The sequence below is a fragment of the Pedobacter hiemivivus genome (genome assembly GCF_005144565.1).
GTDB lineage: Bacteria > Bacteroidota > Bacteroidia > Sphingobacteriales > Sphingobacteriaceae > Pedobacter > Pedobacter hiemivivus.
On sequence record NZ_SWDX01000006.1, the window covers coordinates 17,093 to 32,025 of the forward strand.

The 14,933-nt window shown below is 39.0% G+C and carries 11 protein-coding genes; 7 read left to right on the forward strand and 4 right to left on the reverse strand.

What is annotated here, in order from left to right; genetic code table 11:
- Positions 1 to 10: 10 nt before the first annotated feature.
- Genes FBD94_RS16005 through FBD94_RS16020 form a run of 4 tightly spaced genes read right to left on the reverse strand, consistent with a single transcriptional unit; the run spans position 11 to position 6,396 of the window.
- Entirely contained in the window at positions 11 to 2,365 is a 2,355-nt protein-coding gene (locus FBD94_RS16005) for a GAF domain-containing protein (protein WP_136880936.1), read from the reverse strand.
- On the reverse strand, positions 2,365 to 3,234 hold the full coding sequence (locus FBD94_RS16010; protein WP_136880937.1) for an SdiA-regulated domain-containing protein: 870 nt from the start codon (positions 3,232 to 3,234) through the stop codon (positions 2,365 to 2,367). The genes FBD94_RS16005 and FBD94_RS16010 overlap by 1 nt, the downstream gene beginning before the upstream one ends.
- Positions 3,231 to 5,210, reverse strand: coding sequence for a polyphosphate kinase 1 (gene ppk1, locus FBD94_RS16015; protein WP_136880938.1), 1,980 nt, complete (start codon positions 5,208 to 5,210; stop codon positions 3,231 to 3,233). The genes FBD94_RS16010 and ppk1 overlap by 4 nt, the downstream gene beginning before the upstream one ends.
- A gap of 7 nt (positions 5,211 to 5,217) precedes the next feature.
- Positions 5,218 to 6,396 carry a Pycsar system effector family protein gene (locus FBD94_RS16020; RefSeq protein ID WP_131608476.1) on the reverse strand — a complete coding sequence of 393 codons (1,179 nt, stop codon included), beginning with the start codon at positions 6,394 to 6,396 and terminating at the stop codon, positions 5,218 to 5,220.
- A 218-nt stretch (positions 6,397 to 6,614) separates the two neighbouring features.
- Between FBD94_RS16020 and FBD94_RS16025 the strand changes: the two genes are divergently transcribed.
- The 7 genes from FBD94_RS16025 to FBD94_RS16055 all read left to right on the forward strand — a co-directional run bounded on the left by FBD94_RS16025 (position 6,615) and on the right by FBD94_RS16055 (position 14,877).
- Positions 6,615 to 9,017 carry a heavy metal translocating P-type ATPase gene (locus FBD94_RS16025; protein WP_136880939.1) on the forward strand — a complete coding sequence of 801 codons (2,403 nt, stop codon included), beginning with the start codon at positions 6,615 to 6,617 and terminating at the stop codon, positions 9,015 to 9,017.
- Positions 9,014 to 9,199, forward strand: coding sequence for a cbb3-type cytochrome oxidase assembly protein CcoS (ccoS, locus tag FBD94_RS16030; RefSeq protein ID WP_136880940.1), 186 nt, complete (start codon positions 9,014 to 9,016; stop codon positions 9,197 to 9,199). The genes FBD94_RS16025 and ccoS overlap by 4 nt, the downstream gene beginning before the upstream one ends.
- 73 nt (positions 9,200 to 9,272) lie before the next feature.
- Entirely contained in the window at positions 9,273 to 11,384 is a 2,112-nt protein-coding gene (ccoN, locus tag FBD94_RS16035) for a cytochrome-c oxidase, cbb3-type subunit I (RefSeq protein WP_136880941.1), read from the forward strand.
- 184 nt (positions 11,385 to 11,568) lie between these two features.
- The gene (locus FBD94_RS16040) at positions 11,569 to 12,366 is read left to right on the forward strand and encodes a cbb3-type cytochrome c oxidase N-terminal domain-containing protein (protein ID WP_136880942.1); all 798 of its coding nucleotides are present in this window, start codon (positions 11,569 to 11,571) and stop codon (positions 12,364 to 12,366) included.
- 1 nt (position 12,367) lies between these two features.
- A complete protein-coding gene (gene ccoG / locus FBD94_RS16045) occupies positions 12,368 to 13,765 on the forward strand; it encodes a cytochrome c oxidase accessory protein CcoG (RefSeq protein WP_131608481.1) in 1,398 nt (465 codons plus the stop codon).
- A 3-nt stretch (positions 13,766 to 13,768) separates the two neighbouring features.
- A complete protein-coding gene (locus FBD94_RS16050) occupies positions 13,769 to 14,194 on the forward strand; it encodes a FixH family protein (protein WP_131608482.1) in 426 nt (141 codons plus the stop codon).
- A complete protein-coding gene (locus FBD94_RS16055; protein WP_131608483.1) occupies positions 14,191 to 14,877 on the forward strand; it encodes a sulfite exporter TauE/SafE family protein in 687 nt (228 codons plus the stop codon). The genes FBD94_RS16050 and FBD94_RS16055 overlap by 4 nt, the downstream gene beginning before the upstream one ends.
- Positions 14,878 to 14,933 lie beyond the last annotated feature (56 nt).

Below are 14,933 nucleotides of genomic sequence, written 5' to 3' on the forward strand. Positions count from 1 at the left end.
ATCTGGCAATTTAATACTTAACCCCTATTCTAAGGGCTTTTAATCCTTCAACACCTTGCAACTCTTCCAATTCAAGATGCTCAAGATCATCATTTAGTAAGCGTTGGCTCTGCAACTTTTTAATGTAACCCAGGTAAGCTTTAGCCTCAGAACTGTTAAAATATACAATAGCTATTTTACCAGGTTGCGTAAGTCGCTCAGTGGTATCTTTTATCAATGCTTTATCAATCCTTTTCTTTACCATCTGGTAACGAATATTATAACTACCCTCTACATCAAACCTCTGCTCGTCAATCCTAAAGCTGATATCAATCTGCTTCTCATACACAAAAATAAGCTGTGTAGTTTCTAAAGGGATAGAAAAATAAGGACCTAAATTATTCGTTGTACGTGCTATTTCTGCAAGTATACGCAGTTGCCTTAACCTAAAATCTTGAACGATATCATGAGGAAAAGGGATCCCCGGTGAGATAGAATGACCGAGATAAATATCAAACTCCACACCATCAGTTCTAAATTTCTCGAAATAACAAGGATAAATACTTTGCAATTCGGCATTAAACTCATCAAGGTGCCTGGTTACCGCCACATTGATCATTTGCATGCTTTTCTCATAGCGATCCCTGTTCTCGAAGCTTTTCCTTTTATCACCAATCAGTTTAAAGTAATCATCTACAATATGACCAACTTCTGGATAAGTGTTTTTTAAATGTTGTAATGAATTTGGTATCTGCCGCTGTAAATAGTCTTCAGTTTTAAAAATCTCCCGATCCGACAGCTCATCCAAATGTTTATTACTCCATAGGGATACGCCTTCCGGAATTTCATTTTCCGCACACGCTGTAGACTTTTCCCTTATTGCATTTAAGGTATTTTCCAGGATTTCAAAATGAGCATATAAATCTCTTCTTATCGCCCCATTACGTTGAATACTCGAATTTCTAATGTCTATAGCTCCATAAAATGGATAAACATCTTTAAAAAACACCTGTTCTATAGGGAAATTCCTATCCCTTGCACCAGATTGTACATAATTATAAGCAGCCTCATGAAAACGCCATTGTACTGAAGGCTGTAAAGCAGTAAACTTATCTGTAATTACATCCTGAATTTCGTTATTGAAATCAATAATAACATTCTGAAACAGTTGCGCGAGCAACGGAAATGCAGCTTCAATCTTGCTCAATGTATTTCCATTAAACTGAGTCGAATCTTTCGTATATAATTCAAGACAGCCTACCAAACGCGCGTTGTAATACAACGGAAAAAGAGCATAAGATTTAATACCTACCTGCCCCAATAGCTTTAACGTTGGGTATTTATGCTGGTCTTCTTCAGAAATTTCAGGAAAAATTAAGGTACGAGGGTTTCTGATATATTCCTCGATCAGCCCATCATGTTCAATTTCATGCTGCCCTTCCTCTCTTCCAAGTTGAATTAAAATGCTGTTAAAACCTGAAAGTTCATTGATCTGAAGCTTGTTATTTAGCTTGATATAAGGAATCATTCCAAAATCAATCTGATCAGTCCCAACAAGTGTTTTTAAAGCGGTCGATATGTCTTTCGTATGCAAACCCTGCTGCGATTCGTTATGATCTATGACTAGATTTTTAACTGTTTCCAAAGCGTATTCACTTGTAACATCAGTTAAGGTAACAATCGAAATCCCCTCAACTGTAAACAATTGTGGTGGAATAAGCTTAGTTAAGATCTTTAAGGTGTTTCGCTCATCTTTTATATAATCCTTAACATCCTTTAGATTATATTCAGGCAGTTTAACACTTGTCGTGATATCCAAAAACCGCGTATCTACATTTAACCTATAATATTTAAGTAAACGGGTGTCAGGATCTATAACAGAATGAATAACCAACTGAGTACCAGCTAAGGAGAAGTTATAAAACCGCTCCATGATGATGTTATAAAATGCAGACAATAGATTTTTCTCCATTTCCCGCTTAGAAGGCAGGCTGAGATCCGTTTTCAAACTACAACTTGTGGCATCCATCAAAAAGCCATAAAAAGCATCTGTACCGTAGTGAAAACATGGAGATATAGGCGTCCCTAATGCCCAGTATTGCTGTTTCTCATCATTGATAATTGGCGATAAAGCGGTATAAATCAGCTCAAAAAGCGCGGTATACTTACCCGCATCCTCATTAGAAATCGGGTGTCTTAATTCCGGGTATTTATTAAACTCTTCGAGTATATACCTGTAAAAGTTGATCTTAGCAGTCTTTTCAGTCTCTAATCTCCTTTCAATATAATTGATAAAAGGGCGTAGAGAGAGTTTAATATTAGCCTTAACCAACTCTTGGCCAGGGCCCTTTACACCCTTATTTAGATCTAGCGTTATGGCTTGCATTATTTATGGAAGCTAAATTTCAAAATATTACCATCAGTAATCTCGTCGCCTTCATTAGATATATACAGATTCAGGTCTTTATCAAAGGCAATTCCTTCTGGTTGATTAAACATTGACGAATTTAGCTGATGGGCTTCCTTAATTTTCCAATTGGCGTCAGTAACCAGCAACATTTTGTTAACTGATGACAACACATACCATTCGTTTGTTTTTGGATTTTTCGCCAAAGCAGACGGACTTAAATTCGCCTTAAATTTAGGCTTAAGTACTTTGATCTGTTTTAGATCAAGTTTAAAGCTTCCTGCTGACACTAAACTATCCATTTCAGGTTTGTAATCGAAAACATAACCTGTAACCTGTTTCTTTTGTTTATCTAAATCACATTTTTTGCATAAAATGTAAATCTTGTTACTTTGAGCATCGGCATACATACCTTCATACTCGGCACTCGGCATCAATTTCTTTCTTTCTTTAACCTTGTCGGTCTCTTCTTTTACGGTTTCTGAAAAGGGGAATGAATACAGCGTTCCATTACTTTTCAGTATAAATACGGTTTCGTTAAGGATCGCCAGGTCTTCAAAATCTCCTTTAGTCGCAAATTTCATATGATACTGCTTTTTAACGTCCCATTTTTGACGAAATAACTTACCATCCTCATCCTGAATACTATAAACAGTATCACTATTGCCGTTACGAAAAGCTATACCGGATATTTCCAGCAAACTTGATGGCATATTAAACTTATCAGGCTTATTGAAATCGTATCCCTTAGGACTCGTATATTTATTAATCGGGTTTTTACAGGCGTATGATCCAAGGACGGATAGGATAATCGTGGTGTATAGAAAATTTATGTAAAATCGTCTCATAAGCGTGTTTGGTTAGTTATTTTCTGTTGCAAAAGTAAGTAAATTGACTCTTGAACATTATCATTTAGCTGTAAGTTAATTATTCTAAGCAACAACTCTTTCAATTCTTCGTTGTAGACAGGAAAACAAACCTCTATCCTGCTGTAGATATTCCGGTTCATCCAATCTGCTGAGCCCATAAAAACTTCCGGATTCCCATTGTTTTCAAACACAAATATACGCCCATGCTCAAGATACCGATCTACAATTCTTGTTACACTAATATTTTCGCTTAAGCCAGTCTTTCCAGGAAGCAAGCAACAAATCCCGCGAACAATAAGCTTGATCTTCACCCCTGCTTGTGCGGCTTCGTACAACTTCGTAATCAGCACCTGTTCTTCAAGGTTATTTAATTTGATGGTAATGCCTGAGGCCTGACCATTTTTAGCATGATCTATTTCCCGCTGTATCAAATCCAAAAACCGTTGTTGCAGGTTAAACTGCGCCACCAACAAGTGTTTAAATTCGATCATATCTTCTGCCGAAGGTGCCTTTTTACTTTTACTTAAAAAGCCGAACAACGCTTCAAGCTCTTCTAACATTGGTCGATGAGCAGTAAGCAAAATCTGATCTGTATAAAATTTTGCGGTGCTTTCGTTTAGGTTACCCGTGGCCAACAGTCCCAAATAATCATATGTACCGTTAAATGCCCGCTTAACAAGTGCTACTTTAGCATGAACCTTCAGATCTATATTGCTATAAATGATCTTTACACCAGCCGCCTTCATTTGCTTTGCCCATTTGATGTTGTTTGCTTCATCAAAGCGCGCTTTTAACTCGACCATAACCACCACTCTTTTCCCATTTCTGGACGCAGTACTTAAAGCACTAACAATTCTAGAATCATGAGCAACACGATATAGTGTTGTATAGATTTCTACCACATTCTGATCATTAGCAGCCTCATTAAAAAAACGAAGTATGGGATCATAGCTTTGATAAGGAACATTGATCAATATATCTTTCTTCAAAATATCGTCAAAAAGGGTTTCCTTTTCATTGATCTGCAAAGATTTGATGGCTGGCCATTTTGGGTAACTATATATAGCATCACTTAACGGAAAACTACTTAAGTCCTTTAAATTATGATAGGTACCCCCCTCAACAATCGAGGCCTTTTGCAAATTTAGCCTATAAATGAGATAATAGAGATTTCTAAGCGGAATGCCCGGTTCACATAAAAAACGAGTAGCAAAGCCGAAATCACGTGCTTCCAACTGACGTTCTAGTGAGGCGGTAACATCTTCATCATCCACATCTTCTATTTTCAATTCTGCATCTCGGGTAATTTTCAGGTTAAAAACACCCTTAATTTGGTCGTCTGGAAACAAGTAAGCCATCTTGTGCTTAATGATATCTTCCAAAAACACGATGTATTTGTCGTTATTCTCAGTTATAGCGTATAAACGGGGTATAGTATCTGATGGGATGTTGATCAACTCCAATCGTTCCCTTCCCTGCTGATCCTCCAGTATAACTACCTGATAAAGTTTATTATTCTCGGCAAAAAAATCACTAAGGTCGTCATCAATACGAATAGAATGAATATAAGCCAGTATCTCCGTAAAAAACACATCGGCAACTTTAGCTGATATATTTGCAGGCATAGGCTTATTGTATATCCAATAAACTTGATGCGTTGCCAATTCGGGTATAATCTGTTCAGCCAGGATAGATCCGTATTTTTGCTGCTGCCTATCAATCTCTGTTTTTGCCAATTCGTAATCGCTCCGCCGCTCCGTATCCTTACCCAACTCATCTAGCGCCATTAAAACTGGTATCCTTACCCTGTAAAATTCATCTAAATTTGAAGAATAGATAGATAGAAACTTTATGCGTTCCAACAAAGGAACTGTGGCTTTATCTGCTTCCAGAAGCACGCGTTCATTAAAACTTAACCAGCTTAAATCCCTGTTAAAAAAAACAGCATCTTCCATAAAAAATTTACATTACAATTGCCGAAGCGACGATAAAGGCTAAAACAGCTGCCACAATACCGAACATAAATACATTATAAGCGACCCTTAACAGACGGTATTTGCGACCAAGTACAACTCCCTGAGAATACACATCTTTAATTAAGCTGCCATAAAGAAAATCTCTGTCATCCATCATCTTAAGCATCCCACTCTGGTAATCAGAAAGGCTCATCCGGTAAAAATTACCAAAGAACAGTAAATTCACTTTTTTGTCCTCAATATCAGCAGGTGTAAATACACCTTCCGGAATCGAAGGTCGAGTAGCCAAAATTGAAAATACCATAGTTACTACACAGACAATCAACAACAGCAGCGTTGGAATAATTAAGTGTGGGTTATCTTCCAGTTTACGCAACAGTAAACTTAAAATTACTGACAGAATAATAGAATTGGTAGAGATCATGATATGTGCTTTATTATCCGCCATATCGCTCAATCGCTGATGATTTGTAGAAGAGATCCTAAACATGGTTTCAACTCCACGCTTCGGTTCTTCACCCTTTTTCGTTTTTCCTGTTGTTGAAACTGCTGTTGTCCCGCCTTCTGCTGGGCTGATTAGCTTGTTTTCCATTTCGGCAAGGTTCTGTGCTTTTTTATCGTTTAGTAATTGTTGACAAAAATCGGTATGATAATGATGGGCTTTAAAAAGTGCTATGGTTTTAATTCTCCAATCATTTTTATCGATCTCTTTATTGCAAAATGCGGCAACTTCCTTGCGCATGAGCTTATTTCTTTCCTTAAAACTGTCGCTCCCCAAATGAAAAAGATCTGCGTCACAAACAATCTGTTGCAACAAGCCAACAGGACTTTGAGGCATTTTTGTAGCCATAATACAACCACCAACTAAAGCAATCGTGTCTTTATCTACCTCTTTTTCTGCTAAAAATTGGGCAGCAATACTTTCACCCCGGACCTCGTGTTGAGTACAATCAAACAGATAGCCCATATCATGGAACCAACTGGCTGCCATCACGATAAAAAAGTCCCGATCAGACAATTGATAATGATTGGCAATTCTAACCGCATTCTCTACGACTTGTTCTGTATGATGTAAATTGTGATAAACAAAGCGCTCGTCCTTATGCGCTTGAAATAAGCTTGCAACATGGGTACGAAGCTGATCTAATATTTCCCGGTACTGCATCTCTTATATTTTTACATTAAAAATTGCCATGATCACTATGTTCTATTCAACGTATAAATATGAGGTTTTTAATTTTTAAATACTCCCAAAAGATGTAAAAACAAAACAATGTACAACGCTGTTACTAAAAACAATGATTAATATCATATTTAGCCATGACGCTCATCATAGTAAAAATTGACGACTAAGCTGAACTTTGATGAAAATTGATTTGATCTATGTTACAGCAAAAAACGCTCAAAACAAAAACGTACTGCTACCATTGTGGAGATGATCTTCCCCAAAACCTGTATTTTTATGATGACAAACAGTTTTGCTGTTTAGGGTGTAAAGGTGTTTATCAAATCCTATCTGATCACAACCTGGATAGCTATTATGCTTATAATGACATACCAGGCCAATCCCAAAAAGTCCAATCAAAGCACTTTGAGTACCTGGATGAGCCGGAAATCGCAGCTAAACTGGTGGACTATAAGGATGAAAAAATCACCACCATTACTTTATACATTCCGGCTATTCATTGCAGTTCTTGTATATGGCTACTCGAAAATCTACATAAAATAAACTCCGGCGTTGCTCAATCAAGAATAGATTTCTTAAAGAAGCAGGTAGCCATCACGTTTAAAAATGAACAAACTTCTTTGCGGTCAGTCGTGGAAACGCTAGTTTCCATCGGTTATGAGCCATTAATAAGTTCGCAGGATGTGGTAAAAAAGCAGCAAGCTGATTTTTCAGAACGGTCGCTGGTTGCTAAAATAGCTGTTGCCGGCTTTTGCTTTGGAAATGTAATGCTACTCAGCTTTCCAGAATACTTTGGCTTGTCGGATCTGGAACAACAATTCAAATCCTTTTTTGGCTGGTTAAATCTGGCATTTGCCATACCTGTAGTATTCTACTGCGGCAAAGATTATTTCAGTTCTGCTTATCAGAATCTAAAAAAGGGAGTTTTAAATCTTGATTTCCCACTGGCCTTAGGTATTGCAGTCATGTTTATCCGCTCTCTTGTCGAAATCATCAGCAACTCGGGTGCAGGTTTCGTAGATACCCTATGTGGTTTGGTCTTTTTTCTATTGATTGGGAAATGGATGCAACAACGCACCTACCACCATCTTTCTTTTGAGCGAGATTACAGGTCTTACTTTCCTGTTGCAGTAACCTTGATTAACGATGGTAAGGAAAAACCTGTACCCTTAAATGAATTGAGTATTGGCAATAGAATGCTGATCAGAAGCAACGAAATCATTCCAGCAGATGCAATTCTATTGAAAGGTGAAGCTGAGATCGATTTTAGCTTTGTTACCGGCGAGTCTTTGCCAGTAAAGAAAACGTTGGGCGAAGTTGTATATGCTGGCGGTCGACAACTGTTAGGCGCAATTGAGCTTGAAGTGGTTAAACCTGTATCGCAAAGTTACCTAACTAGATTATGGAACAACGAAGCTTTTTTTGCTGATAAAAACAGGATTAAAACCTTTAGTGATACCGCAAGTAAATATTTCAGTATATTTCTATTACTCATTGCGATAGGTTCTGCTGCTTTTTGGATGCTTTACGATGGAAACATCACAAAAGCCATCGCCGCTTTTACCGCAGTACTCATTATTGCCTGTCCTTGCGCACTAGCGCTTAGTACTCCCTTTACATTAGCCGCTGTATTGAGCATTTTTGACAAGAACAAGTTCTATTTAAAAAGCACTGCGGTGGTAGAAGAACTGGCCCGTATAGACACTTTTGTATTTGATAAAACAGGAACCATTACCAATCCTGAGGCTGCGGGCTTTAAGTTCGAAGGAAATATCACTGAAGAAGAAAAACAGTTACTGAGTGATCTGGCAAGAAACTCCGGCCACCCTTTAAGCCGGGAACTGGTAAAACTATTAAATATAAGCAAGGTTCATCCCGTGGATGAATATGTAGAAAAAATTGGACGAGGAATCAGCGGAAGGATTAATGGAAATGAAGTGAAATTGGGAAGTTCCGCTTTTATTGGCCTACCGCTGATCAACTCTCCAATGAACAGTAGCGTTCATGTCATGATCAATAATCAATACCTTGGATATTTTACCTTCCAGCAACAATGGCGCGAAGGATTTAAGGATCTGACTTTTAAACTGAGTAAACAGGCCGACTTACATTTGCTATCGGGCGATCAGGATCACGACAAGCAAATACTTATCCCCTTTTTCCCACGTGCGCAGCAAATGCAGTTCGCACAAACTCCACAAAACAAGCTAGACTATATCAGAAACCTTCAGAATTCTGGCAAAAAAGTGCTGATGTTCGGAGATGGGTTAAACGATGCTGGTGCATTAAGGCAAAGCAACCTTGGTGTTGCAGTAACCGACAACATCAACAACTTTTCTCCAGATTGTGATGCCATATTAGATGGTGCAGCTTTCCATAAAATACCACAGTTTATACAACAAGCCAAAGACGCTGTAAAGGTCATACACATCAGCTTCGTCATTTCACTAATATACAATACACTGGGTTTATATTTTGCAGTGCAGGGCTTACTATCACCACTCATTGCGGCGATATTAATGCCTATCAGTACTGTCACCATTATTTTATTCACCAGCATAGCAGCCAGGCTATATGCGCGTAAAAACAAATTGTTATGAACATGATCTACTTTCTGATAGGCTGTAGTATTTTACTGGCCCTTATCTTTCTGGCCGCCTTTTTCTGGGCCAGCAAAATCGGACAACACGATGATACTTATACCCCTAGCGTCCGGATCCTTTTTGATGATGACATCATTGAAGAAAAAATGCCCGATAAAACTGATGAAGATCATATTTAACTCAAATGCCCATCATTCCTATAATACAGATACCCGGGTAATTTTACATCCACAAACCTTTCATTAATTTCACATGACAGAAAAATTCTACTACGACAATAAGATCGTCAGAAACTTTGCCATAGCCACCATAGTATGGGGTATTATAGGCATGACGGTTGGATTGCTCATTGCCATGCAACTCTTTAAGCCCTCATTAAATATGGGCTCACAGTACACTACTTTCGGACGGATCAGACCACTGCATACCAATGCCGTCATCTTCGCATTTGTAGGTAACGCCATCTTTATGGGCGTTTATTATTCATTACAGCGACTCCTTAAAGCGCGTATGTTTAGTGATGTACTGAGTAAAATACATTTCTGGGGCTGGCAGCTGATTATTGTTGCAGCTGTAATTACACTTCCTTTAGGCTTAAGCTCCTCGCATGAGTATGCTGAACTGGAATGGCCAATTGACATTGCCATCACCATAGTCTGGGTAGTATTTGGAATAAACATGTTTGGCACCATCATTAAACGAAGAGAAAAGCATATGTATGTGGCCATTTGGTTTTACATCGCCACCTTCGTTACTGTTGCAGTGCTGCACATTGTAAACTCTGTTCAATTGCCTATATCAGCTTTTAAAAGCTATTATTTATACGCTGGAGTTCAGGATGCACTCGTACAATGGTGGTATGGCCACAATGCTGTGGCTTTCTTCTTAACCACGCCGTACTTGGGTATGATGTACTACTTCCTACCTAAAATGGCTCAAAGGCCAATATATTCGTACAAACTAAGTATCCTGCACTTCTGGTCACTCATATTCATTTACATCTGGGCTGGCCCTCACCATTTATTATACACCTCCCTTCCGGGCTGGGCACAGTCATTAGGTGTAGCTTTCTCAATTATGTTAATTGCACCAAGTTGGGGTGGTATGATCAATGGCTTGCTTACCCTTCGTGGTGCATGGGACAAAGTTCGTGAAGATGCTACCCTTAAATTTATGGTAGTTGGCCTAACTGCTTATGGTATGGCTACTTTTGAAGGTCCGATGTTAGCCTTAAAACAAATTAACGCCATTGCTCACTATACCGACTGGATCGTAGCACACGTACACGTAGGTGCACTTGGATGGAATGGTTTCCTTACATTCGGTATCTTGTATTGGTTGATTCCTAGAATCTACAGAACATCACTATACTCTAAAAAACTAGCTTCCTTCCACTTCTGGATAGGTACATTGGGTATTATCTTCTATGCGGTTCCACTTTACTTTGCAGGCTTTACACAAGGCTTAATGTGGAAAGAATTTACCGAAGAGGGTATGTTGAGATATCCTAACTTTTTGGAAACAGTAATCCAAATTCTTCCAATGTATGTATTAAGGGCAATAGGCGGTGCATTATACCTGATCGGTGTAATTGTGATGACTTATAACCTAATCAAAACTGTCGGTACAGGCAAGCTACTAGCCAATGAAGCTGCAGAGGCTATGCCACTACCAGAAGAATATGTACCAGTAGGTTCAGATAAAAAATTCCACCGTGTATTAGAGCGTAAACCAATGGTATTCCTGGTGCTTTCATTAATTGTTATCCTTATTGGTGGTGTGATTGAAATGATGCCAACTTTTACCATTAAATCTAATATTCCTACCATCAGTAGCGTAAAACCATATTCACCATTAGAATTACAAGGTCGTGATGTCTACATCAAAGAGGGCTGTGTAAACTGTCACTCTCAAATGATCCGTCCATTCCGTTCCGAAACAGAAAGATATGGCGAATACAGCAAAGCTGGTGAGTTTGTATACGATCATCCACACTTGTGGGGCTCTAAACGAACCGGACCTGATTTACAGCGTGAAGGTGGTAAGTATGGTAATGTATGGCACTTTAACCATATGCTGGATCCGCAGACCATGTCGCCAGGCAGTATCATGCCTCCCTACGAATGGTTGATTACGCAAACCTTAGATACCACCACTACCCGTAGTAAAATCAATGCCATGCGTACACTTGGCGTCCCTTATCCTGAAGGCTATGAGCATAGCGCAAACCGCGATCTGGATATCCAGGCTAAAGGAATAGCTGAGGACCTGAGAAAGAACAATGTAAAAGTAAAAAGCGACAAAGAGATCATTGCATTGATTGCTTATTTACAACGACTAGGAACTGATATTAAAGCAAAGTAACACATCTAACCTACAACACCATGTTTAAACAATTTTTAGATCAAGCCACAGGAAACCAAGTATATCTACTCACTTCACTTGGAATTTTCATGCTCTTTTTCATATTGGTGGCCATACTATTACTCACCATGAAAAAAGAAGAAGTTAAATATATGAGCGAACTCCCTTTAAAAGATGATGTACAATGAATGATATCTTAATCTGGGCCTTACTGTTTGTTGCAGTAACTATATTAATAGCTGCATTATTGGTTTTGAAAACACTCAAAATCTACGTCCAGCAAAGCCTAAATCCTACCTACTTCGCTACTGAAGAAGAAAAAGCAACACACCGCTTAGCACAGGAAAAACTGGAGACAGAGCAACCGGAGAAAAAGTCCTTATGGAATTGGCTATTGGGCCTTAGACCGCTTTCTGAAGAGAAAGATCTGGTTATGGAACATGAGTTTGATGGCATTGCTGAACTGGACAACCCCACGCCTGCCTGGTTTATGGTGCTCTTCTATGGGACGATAATGTTTGCGGCAGGCTATATGATCAACTACCATGTTATCGGTTGGGGCAAATCTCAAGAACAAGAGTATGCAGCAGAACTGCAGCAAGCAGAAGAAGACCGCATTGCCTTGCTACAAAAGCCAGGCGGTGGTGGCGCCAACAAAATCAACGAGAACAACGTTGAAGCATCAACAGATAAAGCGGTATTACAAGCCGGAGCTGCCCTATTTAAAAACGTATGTTCACCTTGTCATGGTGAACATGCTGAAGGTGCAGTTGGACCAAACTTAACTGACGATTACTGGCTACATGGTGGAACTGTAAAAGACATCTTTAAGACCATTAAATATGGCGTTCCTGAAAAAGGGATGATTGCATGGGAGAAATCGATGAATACAAAACAGATTTCTGACATCACCAGTTACATTATGTCAATCAAAGGAAGTAACCCTCCGGGAGCTAAAGCCCCTCAGGGGAAAAAAGAATAATATGTCGCAAAGCCCGAAACATTTTAGAGACCAGATTTCAACCCTAACGGATGATGGAAAAAGCCGCAAATGGATTTATCCAAGGATAGTAAAAGGAACACTATACAAGTATCGATCTGTCCTTAGCTATTTCTTTTTAACGCTATTATTTGCAGCTCCTTTTATCAAACTAAATGGTGAGCAATTGGTACTCTTAAATGTTTTGGAAAGAAAATTTGTTTTCTTAGGAATCGTTTTCTGGCCGCAGGATTTTTATCTTTTTGTATTGGCACTACTCACTTTTATAGTGTTCGTAGTGCTATTTACGGTTGTATTTGGCAGGGTATTTTGCGGATGGGCCTGCCCACAGACCATATTTTTGGAAATGGTTTTCCGCAAAATTGAAATCTGGATTGAAGGAGACCATCTAAAAAGAAAAAAGCTGGATGATGGCCCAATGACCGGTCAAAAGATCTTTAAAAAGACGCTAAAGCATGGCATTTACCTTTGCTTATCCTTTTTCATCGCCAATATTTTCCTTGGCTACATTATTGGAACTGAAGCGCTGAGAAAGATCATCACCGAACCGGTATCCATGCACCTATCCGGATTTCTATCCATTTCCGTTTTCACATTTGTCTTTTACCTTGTGTTCTCTAAAATGCGCGAGTTGGTGTGCACCGTAGTTTGTCCATACGGGCGCCTACAAGGTGTTTTATTAGACAACCAAAGCATTATTGTTGCTTATGATTATGAACGTGGCGAACCCAGGGCAAAACGCGTTAAAGGCCAGGAAAATCTTGCGGGGGACTGCATCGATTGCAAACTATGCGTAGATGTTTGTCCTACCGGTATCGACATTCGCAATGGTACACAAATGGAATGTGTAAACTGTACAGCTTGCATTGACGCCTGCGATATGGTGATGGAAAAGATTGACCGTCCAACAAGGCTTATTGGCTTTAAATCTGAAGACGAAATCAAAACTAAACAACCTTTCCATATCAATAAACGTATTTACGGTTACGCAGTAGTCTTAGTGATGCTAATAAGCGTACTGTCTTACTTATTGATTACACGAAGCGATGTAAAAACAACCATTTTGAGAGCTAGCGGAACACTATATCAATTGAGAGATAAAGACGAAACAGTCAGCAACTTATACAACGCAGAATTGATTAATAAGACAAACAGAAATATCAAATTTGAAATTGTCCCCAACAATCCAAAAGCAAAGATACAATACATCCAAAAACCGGATTCTATTGTCTATGGCGGGGCGGCAAAACTTACTTTCTTTGTGATACTTCCACAAAATGAGATCAATACCTACAAGTCAGAAGTTGGCTTTAAACTAGTAGCAGATGGCAAAGTTGTAGACCACTTTGAAACAACATTTATTGCACCACCTAACAATTAAAAAATGAACTGGGGAACAAAACTAATAATTGGGATGCTTTGCTTTATGAGCTTTATTATTGTGCTCGCCGTATTGATGATCAATAGTAAACCAGATGCACTGGTGGATACTGACTATTACGAAAAAGGTTTAGACTATGATAAAGACTATAACCGTAAAGAGCAGGTAAAATCCGACAATGCTGCTCCTTCTATAAGAATTGCAGCTGATCATATCGTCCTACTATTTAAAAATAAAGCTGAAGGAGATATAAAACTAGTACGGAATGCTGACCAAAGAATGGACAAAAAGATTTCCATACAAACAGATTCAGCTAAGGAAGTAAGAATACCCTTAAAAGGAATAGAAAAAGGACAATGGCGATTGATCATATCCTGGACAACTGAGGGAAAGGCTTATTTAAACGAACAAGAGCTTATCATACCATGAGTGCAGAAAAGCTAGCCTTTATGATTGGACTCTTAGGGAGTGTACACTGCATTGGCATGTGTGGCCCACTTGCGTTTGCCGTTCCATCATTAAAACAAGGTTGGTTCTTTCTGGTGGCCGACAAACTGATCTATCAACTTGGGCGTATTATCGCTTATTGTCTATTGGGAATTGTGATAGGACTAATAGGCAAACAAATTTGGCTGGCTGGCTTTCAACAGGGGATCAGTATTCTAAGTGGTATTTTAATTGTGATGGCGGCCTGCTCCAGGTTGTTTAAGCTAAGCTTTTTAAACAGCAATCCATCTTTTATATTGGCCCCATTTAACCGCATGTTTAATTATGCTTTAAAGCATAAAGCCAATCACCTGATTATAGGTTTTATCAATGGCTTTTTACCTTGTGGTTTTGTGTACTTAGCCCTTGCTGCTGCATTAAACACGGAAAGCGTTCAAGGATCAGTGACTTATATGTTTTGGTTTGGGCTAGGTACCTTGCCTTTGATGTTTATTGCTACGCTTGGCCTAGGCTTTACCGGAGCGATGCTACGGAGAAAAATTAACCGTGTTGTCCCCTATCTGATGCTTTTTATTGGCGTATGGTTTATACTGAGAGGTCTAGCGCTGGATATCCCCTATTTAAGCCCTGCTAGTTCAGCAGCAGGCACAAGCATTTGTAAATAACCTAAAATCAAACTGGCCGGTCAGAGACCAGCCAATGAGATAAGGAATTTGAGAAC

What these genes read in the sequence shown, in the direction of transcription:
- FBD94_RS16005 (WP_136880936.1), bottom strand. Translation starts at nt 2,365, where the DNA reads ATGCAAGCCATAACGCTAGATCTAAATAAGGGTGTAAAGGGCCCTGGC.
- FBD94_RS16010 (WP_136880937.1), bottom strand. Translation starts at nt 3,234, where the DNA reads ATGAGACGATTTTACATAAATTTTCTATACACCACGATTATCCTATCC.
- ppk1 (WP_136880938.1), bottom strand. Translation starts at nt 5,210, where the DNA reads ATGGAAGATGCTGTTTTTTTTAACAGGGATTTAAGCTGGTTAAGTTTT.
- FBD94_RS16020 (WP_131608476.1), bottom strand. Translation starts at nt 6,396, where the DNA reads ATGCAGTACCGGGAAATATTAGATCAGCTTCGTACCCATGTTGCAAGC.
- FBD94_RS16025 (WP_136880939.1), top strand. Translation starts at nt 6,615, where the DNA reads ATGTTACAGCAAAAAACGCTCAAAACAAAAACGTACTGCTACCATTGT.
- ccoS (WP_136880940.1), top strand. Translation starts at nt 9,014, where the DNA reads ATGAACATGATCTACTTTCTGATAGGCTGTAGTATTTTACTGGCCCTT.
- ccoN (WP_136880941.1), top strand. Translation starts at nt 9,273, where the DNA reads ATGACAGAAAAATTCTACTACGACAATAAGATCGTCAGAAACTTTGCC.
- FBD94_RS16040 (WP_136880942.1), top strand. Translation starts at nt 11,569, where the DNA reads ATGAATGATATCTTAATCTGGGCCTTACTGTTTGTTGCAGTAACTATA.
- ccoG (WP_131608481.1), top strand. Translation starts at nt 12,368, where the DNA reads ATGTCGCAAAGCCCGAAACATTTTAGAGACCAGATTTCAACCCTAACG.
- FBD94_RS16050 (WP_131608482.1), top strand. Translation starts at nt 13,769, where the DNA reads ATGAACTGGGGAACAAAACTAATAATTGGGATGCTTTGCTTTATGAGC.
- FBD94_RS16055 (WP_131608483.1), top strand. Translation starts at nt 14,191, where the DNA reads ATGAGTGCAGAAAAGCTAGCCTTTATGATTGGACTCTTAGGGAGTGTA.